The sequence below is a fragment of the Paraburkholderia sp. BR10937 genome (genome assembly GCF_040965695.1).
Taxonomy (GTDB): domain Bacteria; phylum Pseudomonadota; class Gammaproteobacteria; order Burkholderiales; family Burkholderiaceae; genus Paraburkholderia.
The window spans coordinates 19,131-35,596 of the sequence record NZ_JBFRCL010000080.1; the positions used below are offsets into that span (position 1 = coordinate 19,131).

Annotated in this window: 21 protein-coding genes and 1 pseudogene; 11 read left to right on the plus strand and 11 right to left on the minus strand. The window is 66.5% G+C overall.

Annotated features, from left to right (window positions below):
* Window positions 1–216: 216 nt before the first annotated feature.
* The 4 genes and pseudogenes from arcD to arcC all read left to right on the plus strand — a co-directional run.
* Window positions 217–1,584, plus strand: a complete 1,368-nt coding sequence (gene arcD / locus AB4Y44_RS38505) for an arginine-ornithine antiporter (protein ID WP_342923960.1) — start codon at window positions 217–219, stop codon at window positions 1,582–1,584.
* 16 nt (window positions 1,585–1,600) lie between these two features.
* Window positions 1,601–2,857 carry an arginine deiminase gene (gene arcA / locus AB4Y44_RS38510; protein WP_342923959.1) on the plus strand — a complete coding sequence of 419 codons (1,257 nt, stop codon included), beginning with the start codon at window positions 1,601–1,603 and terminating at the stop codon, window positions 2,855–2,857.
* Between the two features lie 48 nt (window positions 2,858–2,905).
* Window positions 2,906–3,916 carry an ornithine carbamoyltransferase gene (locus AB4Y44_RS38515; RefSeq protein ID WP_342923947.1) on the plus strand — a complete coding sequence of 337 codons (1,011 nt, stop codon included), beginning with the start codon at window positions 2,906–2,908 and terminating at the stop codon, window positions 3,914–3,916.
* A 2-nt stretch (window positions 3,917–3,918) separates the two neighbouring features.
* Window positions 3,919–4,770 (plus strand): annotated as a pseudogene (gene arcC, locus AB4Y44_RS38520) (carbamate kinase); the annotation flags it as partial.
* Window positions 4,771–4,883: 113 nt separating this feature from the next.
* Here arcC and AB4Y44_RS38525 read toward each other — a convergent pair.
* The 5 genes from AB4Y44_RS38525 to AB4Y44_RS38545 form a co-directional block, all read right to left on the minus strand.
* Complete coding sequence (locus AB4Y44_RS38525; protein WP_254313976.1) at window positions 4,884–5,138, minus strand: RNA-binding protein; 255 nt, start codon at window positions 5,136–5,138, stop codon at window positions 4,884–4,886.
* A gap of 90 nt (window positions 5,139–5,228) precedes the next feature.
* The gene (gene ppk2 / locus AB4Y44_RS38530; protein ID WP_342923945.1) at window positions 5,229–6,050 is read right to left on the minus strand and encodes a polyphosphate kinase 2; all 822 of its coding nucleotides are present in this window, start codon (window positions 6,048–6,050) and stop codon (window positions 5,229–5,231) included.
* A gap of 137 nt (window positions 6,051–6,187) precedes the next feature.
* On the minus strand, window positions 6,188–6,643 hold the full coding sequence (locus AB4Y44_RS38535; RefSeq protein ID WP_368702436.1) for a PRC-barrel domain-containing protein: 456 nt from the start codon (window positions 6,641–6,643) through the stop codon (window positions 6,188–6,190).
* 73 nt (window positions 6,644–6,716) lie between these two features.
* Window positions 6,717–7,289: a cupin gene (locus tag AB4Y44_RS38540; RefSeq protein WP_368702437.1), complete on the minus strand. Its 573-nt coding sequence runs from the start codon at window positions 7,287–7,289 to the stop codon at window positions 6,717–6,719.
* 4 nt (window positions 7,290–7,293) lie between these two features.
* Window positions 7,294–7,656 carry a hypothetical protein gene (locus AB4Y44_RS38545; protein WP_368702438.1) on the minus strand — a complete coding sequence of 121 codons (363 nt, stop codon included), beginning with the start codon at window positions 7,654–7,656 and terminating at the stop codon, window positions 7,294–7,296.
* Between the two features lie 236 nt (window positions 7,657–7,892).
* On the opposite strand from AB4Y44_RS38545, the gene AB4Y44_RS38550 reads away from it, so the two are divergent.
* Window positions 7,893–8,069, plus strand: a complete 177-nt coding sequence (locus AB4Y44_RS38550; protein WP_368702439.1) for a hypothetical protein — start codon at window positions 7,893–7,895, stop codon at window positions 8,067–8,069.
* 40 nt (window positions 8,070–8,109) lie between these two features.
* On the opposite strand, the gene AB4Y44_RS38555 is transcribed toward AB4Y44_RS38550, so the two are convergent.
* Complete coding sequence (locus AB4Y44_RS38555; protein ID WP_368702442.1) at window positions 8,110–8,742, minus strand: GNAT family N-acetyltransferase; 633 nt, start codon at window positions 8,740–8,742, stop codon at window positions 8,110–8,112.
* A 196-nt stretch (window positions 8,743–8,938) separates the two neighbouring features.
* Between AB4Y44_RS38555 and AB4Y44_RS38560 the strand changes: the two genes are divergently transcribed.
* On the plus strand, window positions 8,939–9,382 hold the full coding sequence (locus AB4Y44_RS38560) for a thioesterase family protein (RefSeq protein WP_342923941.1): 444 nt from the start codon (window positions 8,939–8,941) through the stop codon (window positions 9,380–9,382).
* Between the two features lie 12 nt (window positions 9,383–9,394).
* On the opposite strand, the gene AB4Y44_RS38565 is transcribed toward AB4Y44_RS38560, so the two are convergent.
* From AB4Y44_RS38565 to AB4Y44_RS38575, 3 genes are all read right to left on the minus strand, one after another.
* A complete protein-coding gene (locus AB4Y44_RS38565; protein ID WP_028207023.1) occupies window positions 9,395–9,712 on the minus strand; it encodes a YnfA family protein in 318 nt (105 codons plus the stop codon).
* A 97-nt stretch (window positions 9,713–9,809) separates the two neighbouring features.
* On the minus strand, window positions 9,810–10,613 hold the full coding sequence (gene phnX, locus AB4Y44_RS38570) for a phosphonoacetaldehyde hydrolase (RefSeq protein ID WP_342923940.1): 804 nt from the start codon (window positions 10,611–10,613) through the stop codon (window positions 9,810–9,812).
* Between the two features lie 54 nt (window positions 10,614–10,667).
* On the minus strand, window positions 10,668–11,828 hold the full coding sequence (locus tag AB4Y44_RS38575) for a 2-aminoethylphosphonate--pyruvate transaminase (protein WP_368702440.1): 1,161 nt from the start codon (window positions 11,826–11,828) through the stop codon (window positions 10,668–10,670).
* Window positions 11,829–11,966: 138 nt separating this feature from the next.
* Between AB4Y44_RS38575 and AB4Y44_RS38580 the strand changes: the two genes are divergently transcribed.
* Window positions 11,967–12,824, plus strand: coding sequence for a LysR substrate-binding domain-containing protein (locus AB4Y44_RS38580; RefSeq protein ID WP_368702441.1), 858 nt, complete (start codon window positions 11,967–11,969; stop codon window positions 12,822–12,824).
* Between the two features lie 15 nt (window positions 12,825–12,839).
* Here the strand turns inward: AB4Y44_RS38580 and AB4Y44_RS38585 are convergent, their stop codons facing one another.
* Window positions 12,840–13,061, minus strand: coding sequence for a hypothetical protein (locus AB4Y44_RS38585; protein ID WP_069268061.1), 222 nt, complete (start codon window positions 13,059–13,061; stop codon window positions 12,840–12,842).
* Window positions 13,062–13,323: 262 nt separating this feature from the next.
* Between AB4Y44_RS38585 and AB4Y44_RS38590 the strand changes: the two genes are divergently transcribed.
* The gene (locus AB4Y44_RS38590) at window positions 13,324–13,995 is read left to right on the plus strand and encodes a phosphoribosyltransferase family protein (RefSeq protein ID WP_342923937.1); all 672 of its coding nucleotides are present in this window, start codon (window positions 13,324–13,326) and stop codon (window positions 13,993–13,995) included.
* A 46-nt stretch (window positions 13,996–14,041) separates the two neighbouring features.
* Here AB4Y44_RS38590 and AB4Y44_RS38595 read toward each other — a convergent pair whose 3' ends face one another.
* Window positions 14,042–14,338, minus strand: coding sequence for a YciI-like protein (locus AB4Y44_RS38595; RefSeq protein WP_342923936.1), 297 nt, complete (start codon window positions 14,336–14,338; stop codon window positions 14,042–14,044).
* Between the two features lie 204 nt (window positions 14,339–14,542).
* Between AB4Y44_RS38595 and AB4Y44_RS38600 the strand changes: the two genes are divergently transcribed.
* The 3 genes from AB4Y44_RS38600 to AB4Y44_RS38610 all read left to right on the plus strand — a co-directional run bounded on the left by AB4Y44_RS38600 (window position 14,543) and on the right by AB4Y44_RS38610 (window position 16,343).
* Window positions 14,543–14,863, plus strand: a complete 321-nt coding sequence (locus tag AB4Y44_RS38600) for a PsiF family protein (RefSeq protein WP_342923935.1) — start codon at window positions 14,543–14,545, stop codon at window positions 14,861–14,863.
* Window positions 14,864–15,183: 320 nt separating this feature from the next.
* Window positions 15,184–15,627, plus strand: coding sequence for a hypothetical protein (locus tag AB4Y44_RS38605; RefSeq protein ID WP_342923934.1), 444 nt, complete (start codon window positions 15,184–15,186; stop codon window positions 15,625–15,627).
* A 128-nt stretch (window positions 15,628–15,755) separates the two neighbouring features.
* Window positions 15,756–16,343 carry a YSC84-related protein gene (locus AB4Y44_RS38610; protein WP_342923933.1) on the plus strand — a complete coding sequence of 196 codons (588 nt, stop codon included), beginning with the start codon at window positions 15,756–15,758 and terminating at the stop codon, window positions 16,341–16,343.
* The last annotated feature ends 123 nt before the right edge of the window (window positions 16,344–16,466 follow it).

Consider the following 16,466-nt stretch of genomic DNA (forward strand, 5'->3'; position numbering starts at 1 on the left):
CGCGGCATGCGATCCGCGCCGCAGATTCAGGCACAAGCATGTTGATGGGCTCGCGCGCAGCGCGAGATTTGCAACCCAGCCGGCTCGTCCAGGAGATCGCGCATGTCCGAATCGACGTCTTCGTCTCACCCCGCTGCCAAGCCCGATAGCGCCGCCACCCCAGCCTCTGCCAACAAGCTGCGCCTCGGCGCGCTCACGGCCCTCGTCGTGGGCTCGATGGTGGGCGGCGGTATCTTTTCCCTGCCGCAAAACATGGCGGCCAGCGCCGACGCCGGCGCCGTGCTGATCGGCTGGGCGATCACCGCGGTCGGCATGCTCATGCTGGCGTTCGTGTTCCAGTCGCTGGCCATCCGCAAGCCCGAACTCGACGGCGGGGTCTACGCCTTCGCGAAAGCCGGCTTCGGCGACTACATGGGCTTCGGCTCGGCCTGGGGCTACTGGATCAGCGCGTGGCTCGGCAACGTCGGCTACTTCGTTCTCCTGTTCAGTACGCTCGGCTACTTCTTCCCGGTGTTCGGCGAGGGCAACACGCCGATCTCCATCATCTGCGCCTCGGTGCTGCTCTGGGCGCTGCACTTTCTCGTGCTGCGGGGCATCAAGGAAGCCGCAATCGTCAACCAGATCACCACGGTCGCGAAGCTGGTGCCGCTGTGCCTCTTCATCATCATCTGCGCGTTTGCGTTCCGCTCCAGCATCTTCACGGCCGACTTCTGGGGACAAATGAATCCCAAGCTCGGCAGCGTGACGAACCAGGTGCGCGGCATGATGCTCGTGACCGTGTGGGTGTTCATCGGCATCGAAGGCGCGAGCATTTTCTCCGCGCGCGCGGAAAAGCGCAGCGATGTGGGCAAGGCCACGGTCATCGGTTTCGTCGGCGTGCTGCTCCTGCTCGTGCTCGTCAACGTGCTGTCGCTCGGCGTGCTCACGCAGCCCAGGCTCGCGGCCCTGCAGAACCCCTCGATGGCGGGCGTGCTCGAAAACGTGGTCGGCCACTGGGGCGCGATTCTCATCAGCGTGGGGCTCGTCGTGTCGCTCGCGGGCGCGCTGCTCTCATGGGTGCTGCTATGCGCCGAAATCATCTTTTCGGCCGCGCGCGACCACACGATGCCAAACTTCCTGCGCAAGGAAAACGCGAAGCACGTGCCGGCCAACGCGCTGTGGCTCACGAACGGCATGGTGCAGATCTTCCTCGTCATCACGCTGTTCTCGAAAGGCACGTATCTCTCGCTCATCTATCTCGCGACCTCGATGATCCTGCTGCCCTACTTCTGGTCGGCAGCCTACGCATTCCTGCTCGCGCTGCGCGGCGAAACGTACGAGGCCGACAGCGGCGAGCGCAACAAGGACCTCGTCATCGCGGGCATCGCTGTGATCTATGCGGTCTGGCTCATCTACGCCGGCGGCCTCAAATACGTGCTGCTCTCCGCGTTGCTCTATGCGCCGGGCGTCGTGCTGTTCGCACGCGCAAAACGCGAGGTCGGCCAGCCCGTGTTCACCAACATCGAGAAGTTCGTTTTCGCCGCTGTGCTGATTGGCGCATTGCTGGCGGCTTTCGGCCTGTACAAGGGCTTTCTCACCCTCTGATTCGAGGAGTCTCATGATGAGTACGGACACTGTCGCCTTCGGCGTCAATTCCGAGGCAGGCAAGCTGCGCAAGGTCATGGTGTGCGCGCCGGGTCTCGCGCATCAACGCCTCACTCCCAGCAACTGCGATGAGCTGCTTTACGACGACGTGATCTGGGTCAGCCAGGCAAAGCGCGACCACTTCGACTTCGTAACGAAGATGCGCGAGCGCGGCGTGGACGTCCTCGAAATGCACAATCTGCTCACGGAAACGGTGCAACACCCCGAGGCGCTCAAGTACATCCTCGACCGCAAGGTTCGCCCCGAGACCGTGGGCGTGTCGCTGGCCGGCGAGGTGCGCAGCTGGCTCGAAGGGCTCGAGCCGCGCAAGACCGCGGAATTCCTCATTGGCGGCGTGGTTGCCGAAGATATTCCGGATACCGAACAAAGCAAGATCCTCAAGGAATTTCGCCGCTATCTGGGCTATTCGAGCTTCGTGCTCGCGCCGCTGCCCAACAGCACCTTCACGCGCGACACGACCTGCTGGATCTACGGCGGCGTAACGCTGAACCCGATGTACTGGCCGGCGCGCCGGCAGGAAACGCTGCTCACCACGGCCATCTACCGTTATCACCCCGAGTTCGCGGGCAAGGACTTCCAGGTGTGGTACGGCGACCCCGACGAGGACCATGGCGCAGCCACGCTCGAAGGCGGCGACGTGATGCCGATCGGCAACGGCGTCGTGCTGATCGGCATGGGCGAGCGCACGAGCCGCCAGGCGATCGGCCGTCTCGCGCAGAACATCTTCGCCAAGGGCGGTGCCAAGCGCATCGTCGTGGCGGGCCTGCCCAAATCGCGCGCGGCCATGCACCTCGACACGGTGTTCAGCTTCTGCGACCGCGACCTCGTGACAATCTTCCCCGAAGTGGTCAACGAGATCGTGCCGTTCTCGGTTCGCCCCGACGACAAGAGCCCCTCGAAGCTCGACCTGCGCCGCGAGGAAAAGCCCTTCGTGGACGTCGTGGCCGAAGCGATGGGCTTGAAGAGCCTGCGCATCGTCGAGACCGGCGGCAACGCGTTCGCGGCGGAGCGCGAGCAATGGGACGACGGCAACAACGTGGTGTGCGTCGAGCCCGGCGTCGTGATCGGCTACGACCGCAACACCTATACGAATACGCTGCTGCGCAAGGCCGGCGTGGAAGTCATCACGATCACGGCGAGCGAACTGGGCCGCGGGCGCGGCGGCGGCCACTGCATGACTTGCCCGATCGTGCGCGACGCCGTCGAACTCTGAGCGTCGCCCCTATTCGCATTCCCACTGCATTCGCAACGGAGAAACGACATGGCTTTCAACCTGCGCAACCGCAGCCTGCTTAGTCTGATGCACCACAGCACCCGCGAGCTGCGTTATCTGCTCGACCTCTCGCGCGACCTCAAGCGCGCCAAATACACGGGGACCGAGCAGCAGCACCTCAAGGGCGTCAACATTGCGCTGATTTTCGAAAAGACTTCCACGCGCACGCGCTGCGCGTTCGAAGTCGCGGCCTACGACCAGGGCGCGAACGTCACCTATATCGATCCGACCTCCTCGCAGATCGGCCACAAGGAAAGCATGAAGGACACGGCGCGCGTGCTTGGCCGCATGTACGACGCGATCGAGTATCGCGGCTTTAAGCAGGATATCGTCGAGGAACTGGCGAAGTTCGCGGGCGTGCCGGTGTTCAACGGCCTCACCGACGAATACCACCCCACGCAGATGCTCGCCGACGTGCTCACCATGCGCGAGCATTCGGACAAGCCGCTCACGCAGATCAGCTACGCGTATCTCGGCGACGCCCGCAACAACATGGGCAACTCGTTGCTGCTGATTGGCGCGAAGCTCGGCATGGACGTGCGCATCGCGGCGCCGAAGTCGCTCTGGCCGCACGACGATCTCGTGGCGGACTGCAAGAAGTTCGCCGAGGAAAGCGGCGCGCGCATCCTGCTGACCGAGGACCCCAAGGCCGCCGTCAAGGACGTGGATTTCGTGCACACCGACGTGTGGGTCTCGATGGGCGAGCCCATGGAAGCGTGGGGCGAACGCATCAAGGCGCTGCTGCCCTATCAGGTGAACATGCCGCTCATGAGGGCGAGCGGCACGCCGCATACGCGCTTCATGCATTGCCTGCCCGCCTTCCACAACAGCGAGACGGTGATCGGCAAGCAGATCGCCGACAAGTATCCTGAGCTCAGGGGCGGCGTCGAGGTCACGGAGGAAGTGTTCGAGTCGCCGCTGAACCTGGCCTTCGAGCAGGCGGAAAACCGCATGCACACGATCAAGGCGATCCTCGTTTCGACGCTCGCCGACATTTGAGCCGCATCGCTCGACGGCGCGCGTGCATCGCGCAGATCGCACAGGGCAACGAACTGGTGATCGCCCACGGCAACGGGCCGCAGGTCGGCCTGCTCGCGCTGCAGGGCGAGGCCTACAAGGACGTGCCCGGCTACCCGCTCGACGTGCTCGGCGCGCAGACCGAGGGCATGATCGGCTACATGATCGAGCAGGAACTCGGCAATCTCCTGCCGTACGAGGTGCCGTTCGCGACCATCCTCACCCAGGTCGAAGTGGACGCGAACGATCCGGCGTTCCAGCATCCGAGCAAGCCGATCGGCCCGGTCTACACGAAGGAACAGGCAGAGAAGCTCGCCGCCGAGCGCGGCTGGGCCATCGCCCCGGACGGCGACAAGTTCCGCCGTGTCGTGGCGAGCCCGCGGCCGAAGCACATCTTCGAGATCCGCCCCGTGAAATGGCTGCTGGAGCGCGGCACGATCGTGATTTGCGCGGGCGGCGGCGGCATTCCGACGCTCTATGGCGAAGGCCACAAGCTGGGCGGCGTGGAGGCGGTGATCGACAAGGATCTGTGCTCCGCTCTGCTCGCGCAGGAGCTGGAGGCCGACATGCTCATCATCGCCACCGACGTGAACGCCACGTACGTCGACTGGAGCAAGCCGTCACAAAAGGCGATTGCGAGCGCGCATCCCGACGAACTGGAGAAGCTGGGCTTCGCGGCCGGGTCGATGGGTCCGAAGGTCATGGCGGCCGCGGAGTTCGCGCGCAACACCGGCAAGGATGCGGTGATCGGCGCGCTGGCCGATATCGTGGCGATCACCCAGGGCAAGGCGGGCACGCGCGTGAGCACGCAGCGGCCGGGTTTGATCTTCTATTGAGGCCGGCCTGTTCGGCCTGAGAACGGCCGCCTCGAAACGGCGCCTGAAAATGCAGGGCGCGCACCGCAGCTGGCGTAGCCGCGGTGCGCGCCCTGTTGTGTTTTTGCGTGCGCCTATTCCTCGCGTGCGGGCGGCATGACCTGGGCGCTGATGGTGTGCTCGCGCCAGAACAGGTTGTTAATGCGGCCCTGCAAGCGGCGCAACCCCTCCTCGCTCGCGGCGTGGAAGGTGAGCAGCGCGCCGGGACGGCCCGCCCCCTCGATGCGCTGAATCGCGTCGTACGGCGGAAAACCGTAGCGCTCCAGAAACTCGTTGATTTCGGCGTCCGTGACGTGTTCGTCGATATTACCCAGCAGCAGCTCGGCCATGGTCTAACCCCTCGTGAGCGTTCAATCGTGATGATAGTGTGGTTTGATCCGGCGCGACGACAAGCTGCGCCGGATCGGACGCGATGCCGCTCAGTACTTCTCCTGCACGTAGCGGTAAGGATAGTCCGGGTCGCGGTAGCCTTGTGGCTTCTGGCGCTCGGGCAGCGTGACCTTCTCGCGCGGCAGCGCCTTGTACGCAATGGTGTTCAGAATATGGCTGATGACGTTCAGGCGCGCGCGTTTCTTGTCATCGGATCGGACAACGAACCATGGGGATTCCGGCGTATCCGTCATGTCGAACATCTCGTCGCGCGCGCGTGAATAGTCGTACCAGCGGCTATACGACAGGAGGTCCATGGGCGAAAGCTTCCAGATCTTGCGCGGATCGTTGATGCGCCCTTCGAGGCGCCGGGTCTGCTCTTTCTGGCTCACTTCGAGCCAGAACTTGATGAGGATCGTGCCCGAGTCGATGATGGCGCGCTCGATGAGCGGCACGCCGCGCAGGAATTCCGTGGCCTGTTCCGGCGTGCAAAAGCCCATCACGCGCTCGACGCCCGCACGGTTGTACCAGCTGCGGTCGAACACCACGATTTCGCCCGCGGCGGGCAGCAGCGGCAGGTAGCGCTGGAAGTACATTTGCGACTTCTCGCGTTCCGTGGGCGCGGGCAGCGCGAATACGCGAAATACGCGCGGGCTCACGCGTTCGGTGAGCGCCTTGATCGTGCCGCCCTTGCCTGCGCCGTCGCGGCCTTCAAACAGGATGCAGACCCTGAGGCGCTTCTGGACCACCCACTCCTGCAAGCGAACGAGTTCGCCATGCAGGCGTTCGAGTTCCTTCTGATAGGCCTTTTCGCTGAGTTTTTCCGCCGGCTCGGCTGCGCTCGCGGCCTTGACTTCCTCTTTCTTCGCCATTGAATCGCTCCCCGCTTCAGACGCCTCACACGAGGCATCCATCCACTATGGTGGGTGGACGAGGGACGCGCAATAGGACTTTGGACTCAGGCCCTGGCCGTCTTGACCTCCGGCAATCACGCTCATCTACGAGCGCGTCATTCGTGCGCGTAGTTGAATTCGGGCATGGCCTTCAGCTGGTCCTTGTCGGCCGGCAGCACGATCTGTTTGCTGTCGATGCGCAGGTCGTTGAACGGCACGGCCACGAGATGCTTGCCCAGACCGAGGAAGCCGCCCACGGAGAGAATCGCGAAGGCACCCTGGTTAGGCGACTCGAGCACGATGTCGTCGATCGCGCCGATCTTGCTGCCACTATTGTCGTAGACGTCGGAGCCCACGAGCTTCGAGGCGCGAAAGCCGGTGCCCGACTGCACCGTCGCCATGCGCTGCACGGCGATCGATTGCGGCGCGCCCTGGGCGAGCACGGCAGACGGCACGCCCAGCGCACAGCCGAACGAGCACCCGAACGCGACGACGAGTGCAGAGGCGCGACGGCAAACCAGCTCACGCAGATTCAGCGGCAAATTCAGCGGGCGATTCGATTGCGTCGTCATGGTATCCCCCTCTCCCTTGTGCGAATGCACGGCGAATACCGCGTGAATGCAAGCGCTGTGCCCGGCGCGTCACTCACGCCTGCGCGAGCCAGTGCTCGATCAGCGGCCCACGTTCGCCGTAGAGGGGATCGCTCGCGGGATACGGCAGCGCCTGCATCGCGCGCAACTCCGCCGACGTGAGCGCGTCGCGGCGGATGTCCCACTGCTGCCCGCGCGGATAGCCGCCCGCTACGCGGAAGCCGCCGGCCAGCGATAGCAGGCAATGACCGGTGCCGGCCGGCAGCAGCAGCGCGTCGCCGGCATGCACGCGCAGCACACGCCCGCCCGGGCCGCCGAGAATCAATTCGGCCGTGCCGGCGAACACGCCCAGCACCTCGTGCGCCGTGGAGTGGAAATGGTGATAGTCGAAGACGCCGTCGAGCCATTGCACCGGCCAGCCGTTCGCCTCGAAGCGTTCGTTGAACGCGCGTGCCAGGTCCTGTGCACCCGGCGCCAGCGCGCGCCGATAGACGATGACGGGAAGCCGGGCGTTGTTCGGCACCCATCCGTGTGCGGCCAGCAGGAAAGTTTCGACGCCGCTAGCGCGTTGGCCCGGGCGGCTTTCGCGCAGATGGCGCGGCAAATGAAAAGCGCGATTTTCGTGCATCGTCTTACTCCCTCGCATCGCTGCCGCCCGCCGCGGCCGACGCGCTCGCCGCGCGGTTCGTCGTTGCTTTTGCCGCGCCCTTTACCGGTTGTTTCGCGTGATGCGGTTTGTGTTTCGAGGAATGCGTCGTTCGCGTGGCCTGTGCGCCTTTGCTGGCGGGCACGCCCTGTTCGACGCCCTGGGTGGGCGCCGGATACACGCCGTTGGCCTTCGCCCCGCTCGATTCCGTGGCGGGCGCCGTGGTCGGCCGATCCGCGCCGGTGTTGTCCTGCGCGAGCGCCCCGCCCGCCGCTGCTCCTTCCAGGACGAGAGCCAGCGCGAGCGCGCCGGCCATGAAACCCTTCGTCGGTGGGGTGTGCATGGTCATCGGTCCTCCTTCGGTACGTTGCGAGCCCGGATGCGAGGCCCTCGCAGCGTCGAAGCGAGTTGACCGCGCAGGTCCCTGCTTGATAAGCAGCAACCCGCGTACCGGCCCGGGCAGCCCCCGGTGCCTCGCGGGGCACGACATTTGCGCCCAGCCGGGCAAATCGATTCGCGCGAAAGCGAGGCCGAGGTGCTGCGGCGCCCCATCTGGCGCACGCTTCGCGAATCCCGGAGAGGTCTATGCGTTCGAATTTCCTGCTCGCCGCTGGTGTTCGCCGCGGTCACGAGGCTCATCTGCCGACCGAGGAGCCCGACGATCCACATCGTCCGCCGCCTCCGCCAGTGCCGGACACCGAGCCGCCGCCCGTGCCGGAAGGCGATCCGCCGCCTGAATCGCCACCGGAGCGCCTGCGCTAGTGCCAGCGCTCTCGCGCCGCTCTGGATGCGGCAGCAGCGCTCAGCTGCCCGCCTGCAAGCGGCGCAACAGGCCCGCCTTCACCTCGGGCCATTCGTCCTCGATGATGCTAAAGCGCACGGAGTCGCGCTTGCGGCCGTCCGGCATGATGCGTTCGCGCCGCACCACCCCCTCTTCCTTTGCGCCGAGCCGAAGGATCGCCGCGCGCGACTTCGCGTTGAGCACGTCGGTCGTGAACTGCACGCGCACGCAGCCGAGTGTTTCGAAGGCGTAGCCCAGCATCAGAAACTTCGCCTCCGTGTTCACGATGGAGCGCTGCACCGACGCCGCGAGCCAGGTTGAGCCGATCTCCAGCTTGCGGTTCTCCCGGTCGACCTTCCAGAAGCGCGTGCTGCCCACCACGCGATCGCGCTCGCGCAGGCGGATCGTGAACGGGATCACGGTGCCGGCGCGCACGCCGTCGAGCGCCCTGGCGATCCAGGCGTCGACGGTCGCGGGACCGGGCACCACCGTCACCTTGAGGTCCCAGAGTTCGCCGTCCGCCGCCGCGGCGACGAGGCGCGGCGCGTCCTGCGCGCGCAACGGGTGCAGCGCGATCGTGCTGCCGTTCAGCGTGGGCAGGTCGTGCGGCGCGGGGGTGGCATCGGCGGCGGTTCGGGATGCGGGGCCGGGCATGTCGGTCATGGCGGGAATCGATGCAATGTGGCAGTGCGTGGGGGCAACGCGCCGGGCCGCTTTGGGGGCAAAACGCTCACGCATTCTAGCGCCGGGCTGGCGCCGGCGGCGGCGCGCCTCCCGTTACAATCGGGCCCGGCGCCCACGCCGTGCAAGCCCGATGGCGCCGCCCGTCCCCAATTTTTCGCATCGCATCATGGCCCGCATCGAGCTCCACTTTCCCGAAGACCAGTTCTATTACTCGACGCACCTCACGGTGCGCGTCACCGACATCAACTCGGCCAATCACCTCGCCAACGATTCGATGATCTCGATGATTTCCGAGGCGCGCGCGCGTTTTCTGTTCGACGCGGGCATCGAGGACATGAAGGACGCGCACACGAGCATCATCGTCACCGACCTCGCCACGACCTATCGCGCCGAAGCCTACGCGCGCGACGCGCTGTGCTTCGAGGTGGGCATCATGGATTTCAACAAGTACGGCGGCGACATCATCTTCCGCATCACGCGGCCCGCCGATGGCGCGCTCATCGCCATGGCGAAATCGGGCTTCGTGTTCTTCGACTACGAAGCGAAAAAGGTCGTGCCGATGCCGCAGGCCTTCCGCGACAAGTTTCCGCACGTCAATACGCTCGCCTGAGTCCGGGTGCGCTCAGCGCGGCTGGAACATGATGAGCGCCATGCCGGCGAGCGTGAAGCCGATGCCGGCCCAGTCCCAGGGGCTCGGCCGGATCGCCTCGACGGCCCAGAGCCAGAGAATCGCGACGCAGACATACACGCCGCCGTAGGCCGCATAGGTGCGTCCGGCGGCCGTGGGGTGCAGAGTGAGCAGCCAGGCGAAGAGCGCGAGCGAGGCCGCGGCGGGCACGAGGAGCCACGCGCTCGCGCCTTCGCGCAGCCAGCGGTAAGGCAGATAGCAGCCGATGATCTCGGCGAACGCGGTCACGACGAAAAGCACAAACGTCTTCATGGGCGGCGGCTGGTGGCTGGGGCGCCCATGGTAACGCAAGCGGCGAGGCCGCCTGCGTGTTGTTCGCAACCTGCCCCTCAGTTGCCTTCCGGTTGCCTCAGGGCCGCTCGCCGCGGGCCAGCCGCGCTTCGATCTCGTTCACCACGGGCAGCAGATCGGCGACGCTGTCGATCACGTAGTGCGCGCCCGCCGCGCGCAGGCGTTCCGCGGCCGCGGCGCGGCGGCGCGCGAATTCTTCGGGCGCGAGCGCGCGAACTTCTTCTTCGGTCAGGCCGAACGCGTTGCCGCTCACCGCGACGCCCACCGCCCACGTCCCGCCGTTGATGCCCTCTTCGATGCCGACTTCGGTGTCGTCCACCTTGATCGCGTCGCGCGCGAGCCACACGCCGAGTTCCGGCAGCGTGCGGTAGATCATGTACGGCGAAGGCCGGCCCTCGGGCGTGTCGCCCGTGCAAACGATGCTGTCGGGATCGAAACCCTGAGCCTTTGCGCCCGGCACGATCTGGTCGATGATTTCGCGCGTGTAGCCCGTGGTCGAGCCGATGCGTACGCCATCGGCACGCAGCGCGGCGGTCACGGCGGCCACGCCCGGAATCACGTCGCTGTACTGCGCGGCCACGGCGACGTTCTTCGGCACGAAGACGTCGTACACGGCGTCGATATCGGCTTCGCCCGGCGCGTGGCCGTAGCGCGTTTCCCATGCCGCCGCGACGCGCGGCAGCGCCATCAGCGCCGCGATGTGCGGACGCTTGGCCATGCCCATCGGCCCGCGCGCCTCGTCGATCGTGATCGGCACGCCGAATTGCTCGAAGGTCTCGACGAAGGCGCCCATTGGCGCGCGCGAGCCGTAGTCGACCACGGTACCGGCCCAGTCGAAAATCACTGCCTTGACGTGTTTCATTGCATGCGTCCTGCTAAAAAATCGATGATGTGGAGTCTTGACGGTATGCGTGCATCAAGCGGCGAGCGCTTCGCGTGCGCCGAGGTCGACCGGCGCGGGCGCGGCACTTGTCACGCCGAGCGTGCGCAGCGCTTCGCCGCACGCGGCCACGACGCGGCGCATGACGGTCTCGTCGAGTGCGCCGATGCAGCCGATGCGGAAGCTCTCCACGCTCGTCAGCTTGCCCGGATAGATGATGAAACCCTGCGACTTCATCAGTTCGTAGAAGCGCGTGAAGTCGAATGCGGGATCGGCCGGCGAAAAGAACGTGACGATGATGGGCGAGCGCCAGGCTTCGGTCAGCAGCGGCTCGAAACCGAGCTCGCGCATGCCCTCGACGAGCGCGTCGCGGTTGCGCGCATAGCGCGCGAGGCGCCCTGGCTGGCCGCCTTCGAGCGCATGCAGGCGCAGCGCCTCGATGAACGCGGCCACCGCGTGCGTGGGCGGCGTGAAGCGCCACTGGCCGGTGCGGTTCATGACGTCCCACTGGTCGTGGATATCGAGCGCGAGCGAGTGGCTCACGCCCTTTGCGTTGTGCAGGACTGCTTTTTTCGCGATCACGAAGCCGAAGCCCGGCACGCCCTCGATGCACTTGTTGGCCGAGGAAACGAACGCGTCGCAAGGCAGCGTGCGCACGTCGAGCGGCACCGCGCCGAACGCGCTCATCGAGTCGACCAGCAGGCGCCGCCCCTGGCGAGCCGTCACGGCCGCGATCGCTTCGATCGGGTTCAGAATGCCCGAGCTGGTCTCGCAATGGACGACGACGACATGTGTGATGTCCGGGTTCGCGATCAGCAGCTGTTCGACGTCTTCTGCGCGCGGCGGCAGGTAGTCGCCGGTGTCGTGCACGGTGTGCTGGCGGCCCAGGTAGCGCAGCGTCGTGGCGATGCGCTTGCCATACGCGCCGTTGGCGAGCACGAGCGCGTGGCCGTTGCGCGGCACGAAGCTGCCGAGCATCGCCTCGACGCAATAGCTGCCGCTGCCCTGCAACGGCACGCAGTCGTATTCACCCTGCTCGTCGCCCGCGATCTGAAGCAGCGCGGTGCGCAATTGCGCGGTCATGGCGCGAAAGTCGGCGTCCCACGAGCCCCAGTCGCGCTGCATCGCGGCCTTGGTCGAGGCCGCGGTAGTCAGCGGTCCGGGGGTCAGGAGATACGGCTCGGCGGGGGTGGTCATGCGGGCTCCAAGTGGGCGTCGGGACTGTCAATCCCGACACGTTAACGTAGTGCTGGCCATCGGTAAAATCGATATAATCGATGCAGATATAAGTTTCGCTTATCCCCTGTTTTACCCCTGTCGCCGGAGTGCTTCGAGATGCAATACGCGCAGTTGCGGGCTTTTCACGCGGTCGCCGAACACGGCGGGTTCTCACGCGCCGCGCAGGCGCTCTCCCTCACGCAGCCGGCGGTATCGGACCATGTGCGGCGGCTCGAACAGGATTTCGGGGTCAAACTCTTCGAGCGCGGGCCTCGCGGTGTGGAACTCACCGAACTCGGGCGACGACTCTTCGCGGTGACGCGTCAGATGGTGGGGTGTGAGCGCGACGCGCGGCGGCTGCTCGAAGCGGCGGGCGCGCTCGAATCGGGCGAACTCGCCCTCGCCGCCGACGCGCCCGACCTCGCCATCAAGCTGATCGGCACGTTCAGGCGGCGCTATCCGGGGGTGGTGATCAAGCTGTCGATCGCGAACGCGACCGAATGCATGCGCCGCGTCCTCGCGAGCGAAGCCGACGCCGCCATCACGGCCGCGCGTCAGGTGCACAGCCGGCTGCAGGCCCGCGTGCTGCGCGAGGAACCGCTGGTCGCGGTCGTGCCCGCCGAGAGCCCCGCCGCGAAAAAGCGCCGTATGACGTACGAGGAGCTCGTGCGCGAGCCCATGGTGTTTCGCGAAACGCATTCGGTCACGCAGCAGTTGCTCGAAGCCGAACTCGTGCGTAAAGGGCTGCAGGTCCAGCCCGTGCTCTACGTGGACGGCCGCGAGGCCTTGCAAACGGCCATTGCGCAGGGCGTGGGTGTGGGCGTGATCGCGCATGCGGAATTCGGCGAGTCGCGGCGCATTCGCATGCTGCCGCTCGTGGACTGCCAGGTGCGCATGGTCGAATCGCTCACGCGCCTCGCCGACACGTCCTCGTCGAATCTGCTCGACGCGCTCTTTGCCACCCCGCTCGATTGAGCGGCGGGAGGGCCGTCAGGACACCACGATCGCGGTGCCGACGGCATGGAGCAGATCGCGCAGCGTTTCGGCCTGCTCCATGCGCGCGCCGTGGCGCAGGTGAATGCGCAGCGCCCGGCCCGCGATGCCGTCGACCGGGCGCGCGAGCCACAGCTCGACGGCGAGGCCGAGGCCGTCGGGTGCATCGGGCACGACCGGTTCGACGACGCGCGGCTTGAAGGAGGCGGATTCGGACATGGCGAGACCTCGTCGGTGGCGGGATCGAACTTCATCGTAGCGAGGCGACGCGCGCGCGCCAAACGAGAAATCCGCGTATGCAAATGAGCGCCGCACCGCATTGGATCGCGCGGGCAGTGGCATGCACCCTCGCTCGCGCCGCACGCCGCTTCGTGGGGACCTGCGGGGGTGGCTCTTTTGCCAGCAGCGTGTGGCCGCGAGTGGCAAACTGAACGGATCGCTGCGCGGCCATTTGCCGGCAACGAGATGGGAGGACCTCTTCATGGAACGCCCCTTTACCGATCGCCGCGAGGCGGGCCGCTCGCTCGCCGGCCCGCTCTCGGCCTACGCGGGCAGACGCGACGTCATCGTGCTCGCGCTCCCGCGCGGCGGCGTGCCGGTAGCCTACGAAGTCGCGAAGGCGCTGCAGGTGCCGCTCGATGTCTTGCCCGTGTGCAAGCTCGGCCTCCCCTGGCAGCCGGAACTCGCCATGGGCGCGCTGTCGTCGAACGGCGCGCAGTACGTGGACAGCGCGCTCGTGCGCAGCGCCGGCGTGAGCGAGGCCCAGTTGCAGAGCGCCATGGCGCTTGCACGCATCGAGCTTGGCCGGCGCGAGGCGCGCTATCGCGGCGAGCGTGCGCCGCTCGCGGTGGCCGGCCGTGTGGCGGTCATCGTCGACGACGGCATGGCCACGGGCGCGTCGCTCAAGGCAGCGGCGCTCGCGCTCGCCACGCTCGGCCCCGCGCGTATCGTCGCGGCGCTGCCGGTCGCGCCCGCGGGCTCGCAGGGCCGGCTCGGCGGGACCGTGGACGAATTCGTCTGTGCGCGCACGCCCGAGGCGTTCTACAGCGTCGGCCAGTTCTATCTGGACTTCGATCAGGTCAGCGACGACACCGTGCGCGAGCTGCTGGCTCAAGCGGCGGCTGACGACGCGAACGGCGAGGCACCGGTCTAGGCCGCGCCGGTCGTGCCGCCGCTGTCACAACCGCTGCCCCCGCGCCCTATCGCACTGGATTCGATGCCGCTTCGCCCACCACCGTTTGCCAAGGCCGCACGCGCCAATGCTTCACGAGCCCCGAGAGCACATACGGGTCGGCGCGCGCGAACGCCTCGGCCGCGGCCGGACTGTCGCCCTGGAATAGCAGCAGCGCGTTGTCGACGGGATCGGCTATCGCCCCCGCTAGCAGCAACTCGCCGCGCTCGACGGCGGCCCATGCCAGCTGCAGATGCGCGCTGCGATGTTCGGGACGGCGTTCGAGGTAGTCGTCTGCGAGTTCGTACATCAAGAGGTAATGCATGCGCGTTCTCCGTGTCGTTGCGGCCACGCCGGACGGGTCGACGGCCGATAGCGAACATTGTGCAGCAGCGCGCGCGTCAACCGAACACGTCGCTGCGTCGTTTTAATGGCGGCTTTGCCATAATGGCGGCGCGCGCGAGGCGCACCGGCTATGCACGGCGGGCCGCACGTCAACTGAGAACGTCCAAAGTCAAGGGAGTGAACGATGAAGATGCAATCCGTCATTGCTGCAATCGTGCTGGGCGGCGTGCTGGCCGCGCCGGCGTTCGCACAGACCGCCGCACCCGCTTCCGCACCGGCGGCGAACAGCCAGCAGAACAAGATGAAGGCCTGCAACGCCCAGGCCGGCGACAAGAAAGGCGACGACCGCAAGGCATTCATGAAGCAATGCCTTTCGGCTGCCGGCGCCCCCGCTCCGACCATGACCCAGCAAGAGCGCATGAAGGCGTGCAACACCCAGGCCGGCGACAAGAAGGGCGACGACCGCAAGGCATTCATGAAGACCTGCCTGTCGACGAAGAGCTGAGCGAAGCGGGTCTGGGCACCCTCCCGCACCCGCAGGAACCGCGCGCCGCAGCACACGCTGCGGCGCGTTTTTTTATGCGCCGGTTTTGTGCGCTGCAGCGGTGCCTCGGTCGCCGCGCGCCCGTGTCTTCGGTTGTGCGAATCATCGTCGACGCAGGCGAAATCGTGCCGGTTTGCGCGGATTTGCGTCATCGCCCGCATTCGGATGCGCCGTTTTTCTCCTATGATGGCTGCAGCGGCGGCCCCTCCCCGCGAAATCACCCATTAGCCATCGGGCTGCCGCGTTGACGTTGATGCCAATGGCATCGAACGGAGGCGCAGATGGCATGGAGACACAAGAACCGCTGGTTTCGCCGCTGGCTCATGGTGATCACCTTCTGGCTCGTGCCGGTGATGATCGTCGTGGTGCGCGAGGTTCAGGACGAGATGGCGTATAACCGCGCGGATCTGCAGCGCGCGCTGACCTCCTGGACCTTCACCGACGCCGAGCGCGACGCCGGCGCCCCGTTGCGCTGCCACGGCACGCCCGAATCCGCGCGTGCGGCCGGCTGCCCCGCCGGGGTGCTCGCGGCGAACGCGCAGCGCCAGCAGGAAGCGCGCGACGAATACGCCGTGCGGCGCACGACGCTCGCGGGCTATCTGTGGCACGCGTTCGTCGGTTACTGGGTTGTGCCCGCTGCGGTGCTGCTCGCGCTCGGCGTGCTGATCGGCGGCGTGAAGCGCGCCCTGCGGCGGCCCACGGCCAAGCCCGTGCCGGAGCGCTAGCGCTTTTCGCGCGTGCCCCAGCGCGCAGCGTTTGTGCTGCGCAGCCTCAAAGTGCGGGTCGGGACGTTCGGGTATAACGACTGGACGCCGCGACATTGCGGCGCCCGGCAACAAGAACGGAGAACAAGATGACCGCATCTCGCATTCTTTTGAAGGCTTCTGTCGCAATCGCCGTCGGCGCCGCGGCACTCTCGGGCTGCACGACCACCAGCAGCGAGGCACCCAACGCCGCGACCAACGCGTCGCGCGCGCAGTCGATCAACTCCGACGTCGACGCCACCCTGTCGCGCCTCTATCAGACCGTGCCGGGCTCGCGCGAGCTGGTCGGCAAGGCCCGCGGCATTCTCGTGTTTCCGCGTGTGATCCAGGCCGGCATCGGCGTCGGTGGCGAACACGGCGACGGCGCGCTGCGCGTGGGCGGCAGCACGGTTGGCTTCTACAGCACGTCGTCGGCTTCGGTCGGCGCAACGCTCGGCGTGCAGTCGAAGTCCGTCATCTATCTCTTCATGACCGAAGACGCGCTGGCGAAATTCCGCAATTCGAGCGGCTGGTCGGCAGGCGGCGACGCATCGGTCGCGCTCGTGAAGGTCGGCGCGAACGGCTCGATCGACACCACCACGGCCACCAACCCCGTGCAGGTCTTCGTGCTCACCAACAGCGGGCTGATCGGCGACCTCTCGCTCGGCGGCACGAAGATCACGAAACTCGACCTCTAGCAGGTTGCGGAAATACCCCTCGACGGGCAGCGGCCTTCCACGATTTACGCGCCCACTGCCGCTAAATCTTTCGCATTGTGCAATTTCAACGCGAATCAACCTTTTTAAAGCGCTGTGAGGCCG

Excerpts from the sequence above, each read along its gene's own strand:
- arcD (WP_342923960.1), top strand. The coding sequence starts at position 217 with ATGGTGGGCGGCGGTATCTTTTCCCTGCCGCAAAACATGGCGGCCAGC.
- arcA (WP_342923959.1), top strand. The coding sequence starts at position 1,601 with ATGAGTACGGACACTGTCGCCTTCGGCGTCAATTCCGAGGCAGGCAAG.
- AB4Y44_RS38515 (WP_342923947.1), top strand. The coding sequence starts at position 2,906 with ATGGCTTTCAACCTGCGCAACCGCAGCCTGCTTAGTCTGATGCACCAC.
- AB4Y44_RS38525 (WP_254313976.1), bottom strand. The coding sequence starts at position 5,138 with ATGGCCGAGCTGCTGCTGGGTAATATCGACGAACACGTCACGGACGCC.
- ppk2 (WP_342923945.1), bottom strand. The coding sequence starts at position 6,050 with ATGGCGAAGAAAGAGGAAGTCAAGGCCGCGAGCGCAGCCGAGCCGGCG.
- AB4Y44_RS38535 (WP_368702436.1), bottom strand. The coding sequence starts at position 6,643 with ATGACGACGCAATCGAATCGCCCGCTGAATTTGCCGCTGAATCTGCGT.
- AB4Y44_RS38540 (WP_368702437.1), bottom strand. The coding sequence starts at position 7,289 with ATGCACGAAAATCGCGCTTTTCATTTGCCGCGCCATCTGCGCGAAAGC.
- AB4Y44_RS38545 (WP_368702438.1), bottom strand. The coding sequence starts at position 7,656 with ATGACCATGCACACCCCACCGACGAAGGGTTTCATGGCCGGCGCGCTC.
- AB4Y44_RS38550 (WP_368702439.1), top strand. The coding sequence starts at position 7,893 with ATGCGTTCGAATTTCCTGCTCGCCGCTGGTGTTCGCCGCGGTCACGAG.
- AB4Y44_RS38555 (WP_368702442.1), bottom strand. The coding sequence starts at position 8,742 with ATGCCCGGCCCCGCATCCCGAACCGCCGCCGATGCCACCCCCGCGCCG.
- AB4Y44_RS38560 (WP_342923941.1), top strand. The coding sequence starts at position 8,939 with ATGGCCCGCATCGAGCTCCACTTTCCCGAAGACCAGTTCTATTACTCG.
- AB4Y44_RS38565 (WP_028207023.1), bottom strand. The coding sequence starts at position 9,712 with ATGAAGACGTTTGTGCTTTTCGTCGTGACCGCGTTCGCCGAGATCATC.
- phnX (WP_342923940.1), bottom strand. The coding sequence starts at position 10,613 with ATGAAACACGTCAAGGCAGTGATTTTCGACTGGGCCGGTACCGTGGTC.
- AB4Y44_RS38575 (WP_368702440.1), bottom strand. The coding sequence starts at position 11,828 with ATGACCACCCCCGCCGAGCCGTATCTCCTGACCCCCGGACCGCTGACT.
- AB4Y44_RS38580 (WP_368702441.1), top strand. The coding sequence starts at position 11,967 with ATGCAATACGCGCAGTTGCGGGCTTTTCACGCGGTCGCCGAACACGGC.
- AB4Y44_RS38585 (WP_069268061.1), bottom strand. The coding sequence starts at position 13,061 with ATGTCCGAATCCGCCTCCTTCAAGCCGCGCGTCGTCGAACCGGTCGTG.
- AB4Y44_RS38590 (WP_342923937.1), top strand. The coding sequence starts at position 13,324 with ATGGAACGCCCCTTTACCGATCGCCGCGAGGCGGGCCGCTCGCTCGCC.
- AB4Y44_RS38595 (WP_342923936.1), bottom strand. The coding sequence starts at position 14,338 with ATGCATTACCTCTTGATGTACGAACTCGCAGACGACTACCTCGAACGC.
- AB4Y44_RS38600 (WP_342923935.1), top strand. The coding sequence starts at position 14,543 with ATGAAGATGCAATCCGTCATTGCTGCAATCGTGCTGGGCGGCGTGCTG.
- AB4Y44_RS38605 (WP_342923934.1), top strand. The coding sequence starts at position 15,184 with ATGGCATGGAGACACAAGAACCGCTGGTTTCGCCGCTGGCTCATGGTG.
- AB4Y44_RS38610 (WP_342923933.1), top strand. The coding sequence starts at position 15,756 with ATGACCGCATCTCGCATTCTTTTGAAGGCTTCTGTCGCAATCGCCGTC.